3 protein-coding genes are annotated in these 2,787 nt (G+C 43.3%); 1 reads left to right on the top strand and 2 read right to left on the bottom strand.

Annotated elements, in window-relative coordinates; genetic code table 11:
* Window positions 1–65 precede the first annotated feature (65 nt).
* The gene (locus AB4653_RS25255) at window positions 66–503 is read left to right on the top strand and encodes a DUF3069 domain-containing protein (protein WP_017098271.1); all 438 of its coding nucleotides are present in this window, start codon (window positions 66–68) and stop codon (window positions 501–503) included.
* 433 nt (window positions 504–936) lie between these two features.
* On the opposite strand, the gene modC is transcribed toward AB4653_RS25255, so the two are convergent.
* Window positions 937–2,043, bottom strand: coding sequence for a molybdenum ABC transporter ATP-binding protein ModC (modC, locus tag AB4653_RS25250; RefSeq protein ID WP_041473213.1), 1,107 nt, complete (start codon window positions 2,041–2,043; stop codon window positions 937–939).
* Window positions 2,044–2,048: 5 nt separating this feature from the next.
* Entirely contained in the window at window positions 2,049–2,747 is a 699-nt protein-coding gene (gene modB, locus AB4653_RS25245; RefSeq protein ID WP_012600622.1) for a molybdate ABC transporter permease subunit, read from the bottom strand.
* Window positions 2,748–2,787 lie beyond the last annotated feature (40 nt).

Below are 2,787 nucleotides of genomic sequence, written 5' to 3'. Positions count from 1 at the left end.
TCTCTATATTATATTGACTTTTTTACAGATCTTTTTAGCATTGTTTCTTTTTAAAGAGAAATACTATGTCAGACGCTACAAACAACGAAGTACAAGAAATCGATTTAACCACTATCTCACCAGAGCTTCGCCAAGTTATCGAATTTGATGAAGTGCCTAAAGAGATGCACAACATGGTTACTTCTATTCACGAAGTGTCTGAAGAAGCAGTGCGTGAAACTTGGAGCAGCCTTCCAGCAAGCGCACAAAATGTTTTAGACAACTTCGAGCAATTCCACGCTCTAATCTCTGTTAGCCAAGCTTTCGCTGGCGTAAACATGATGGAGGAGTTCCCTACTCTTAAACTTCCAGAAGGCATGACTGATGAAGAAAAAGAAGAGTACCGAGCTCAACTGCTTGACCAAATTTTACATAACTGTGTAAAAGACATGGCTAAGCAAATCAAGAAAGCGCGCCGTGATGCTATCTTGAAGCGTGATTTCAAAGAAGTTTTCATCCGCTAAGCCATTCAGAGCACCTAAATTTAGGTTAAATGCTTAACGAAAACTTAATGATTAAGCCGTATGTTATTTAAAACATGCGGCTTTTTTGTACCTGCAGCTTTTTCTATACGTTCTTTTTCTGCTCGCTTCTTCTATTATTCGAACGTAACGTCTGGGTTCTTGTTAGTGCAGGGGTTCTCATTGTGGCTCTTATAATTCTAACTTTTCTCATCGCACGAAAGTATACATACACACTCATATAGTATGACGCAAAACTGGCAGTTACACCCTATAAAATGACACATGTAGTCATTTATGGAATCAAGATCGAGTCACAGAATCAAGATCGAGTTTTACCCGTTCTAAAATGAAACCAAAAACCAGGTACGTCTTGGGATCTTAATGTATTACCGCTAGATCTGAATATCTTATCGCATGAGCTTGCTGCATAAGCTTAGTGCGTTATCGCGATATCTCTTTGCGCGACACTCACGCCTTTAATTTGTGCGTAGACACGTTGTCCAATTTCTAAATTCAGCTCATCCAGCGCCCACAATGTAATAGTCGCCCATAGGTAGCATCCGGCCTCAAGTTCTAACTCGACAGCGACACTCTGCTTATTCGAGCCTTGCTGGTGCGTCTCTACCCTTTTAATAGTGACAGGAAGGATATTACGTATCGAAGTGCCTTGCGGCTGCTGTAACGTGATAGAGACATCATTTGCCCTCACTTGCAGCCTTACCGTAGTGCCAAGCTCGCTCGACACCTTTTGAACCCAAAGTGACGTTGATTTACCTAACGTTAGACGTGACAACGCATAATCATCATTATGTTCCGCTAATGTCGCTTCAAACAACGAACTTTGCTCTGAAAAAGATTGCCACGGTTGCATGGCTCTCGATGCCCATACCTCTTCCGTCATCCCCGATGAAATAACTTTGCCTTGCTCAATGATCACAAGGTGATTTGCCAAGCGTAATATTTCATTGAGGCTATGAGTGACATAGATAATCGGTATTTGAACGGTTTCAGATAAGTTTTCCAGAAACGGCATTACTTCACGCTTACGAGGTAAGTCCAGAGACGCCAATGGCTCATCCATCAATAGAATGCTGGGCTTAGACAACAGTGCGCGGCCAATCGCAACACGTTGCTTCTCACCGCCAGACAGACGGGCTGGATAGCGATCAAGCAGCGAGTCCAACGATAGCAGCGAGACTATTTGTTCAAAGTGCGCGTTATCGACGCATTTCATGCCGTACTTTAAATTCGCCGCTACCTTCATGTGTGGGAACAATCGTGATTCTTGGAATACATAGCCGACGTTGCGTTTGTGCGTTGGTAAGTTGATGCCATTTTCACTATCAAACAGAATGGTTCCAGATACGCTGATCAAGCCACTATCTGGTTGTTTGAGACCACTAATGGCATTGATAAGTGAAGTTTTACCTGCACCAGAACGACCGAAAATTGCCGTAATACCAGTACTTGGCAATTCTAAGTCAATATCAAAAAACGTTTCACCAAGCTGTTGCTGATATTGGAGGACCAAAGTGCTCATGCGACTCATGCGTTGCCCCCCAAACGTTTTGCTGACTTTTTGTTGAGCCATTCAGAAAGTATCAGTGAACTCAGTGCGATCACTATTGAGATGACACACAAACGAGCCGCTTCCATTTCAGCTCCAGGGGTTTCAATAAAGGTATACATGGCTAAAGGAATGGTTTGAGTTTCTCCAGGGATATTGGAAACGAAGCTGATGGTCGCACCAAACTCACCCAAGCTTCTCGCAAATGAAAGCATGGTGCCAGTAATGATCCCTGGGATCATCAGAGGTAAAGTGATGGTGAAAAACACACGAAGAGGTGAAGCACCTAGCGTGGCTGCAGCCTCTTCAAGTTTACTGTCTACGGTTTCTAAGCTCAGTCGTATAGAACGTACCATCAGAGGCAATGCTACGACCACACACGCTAGAGCAGCGCCCTTCCAGCTAAAACTGAATACAATACCAAACACGTCATTAAGCCAAGAGCCAATAACACCTTGTCTCCCCATCATCACTAGTAGTAAATAACCAATAACCACGGGTGGAAGCACCAAAGGCAAATGGACAATGCTCTCTACAACGCTTTTGCCTAGAAATTGTTTTCTAGCGAGTAGCCACGCTAAGCCGATGCCGATAGGAATAAGCCACAAGATGGCAAACCCAGCGACTTTCAAGCTCAGCATTAAGGCTTGGTATTCGTATTCCGATAAATACATCATTTAGCGCACTTCAAATCCAAAACTGTTTAATGTGTTCTTC

The sequence above is a fragment of the Vibrio sp. 10N.222.48.A3 genome, from assembly GCF_041475345.1.
GTDB classification, from domain to species: domain Bacteria; phylum Pseudomonadota; class Gammaproteobacteria; order Enterobacterales; family Vibrionaceae; genus Vibrio; species Vibrio tasmaniensis_A.
Note: the sequence above shows the minus strand (reverse complement) of the source record. Positions and strands in the feature narration are given on the sequence as shown.

What these genes read in the sequence shown, in the direction of transcription:
- modC (WP_041473213.1), bottom strand. Translation starts at nt 2,043, where the DNA reads ATGAGCACTTTGGTCCTCCAATATCAGCAACAGCTTGGTGAAACGTTT.
- modB (WP_012600622.1), bottom strand. Translation starts at nt 2,747, where the DNA reads ATGATGTATTTATCGGAATACGAATACCAAGCCTTAATGCTGAGCTTG.
- AB4653_RS25255 (WP_017098271.1), top strand. Translation starts at nt 66, where the DNA reads ATGTCAGACGCTACAAACAACGAAGTACAAGAAATCGATTTAACCACT.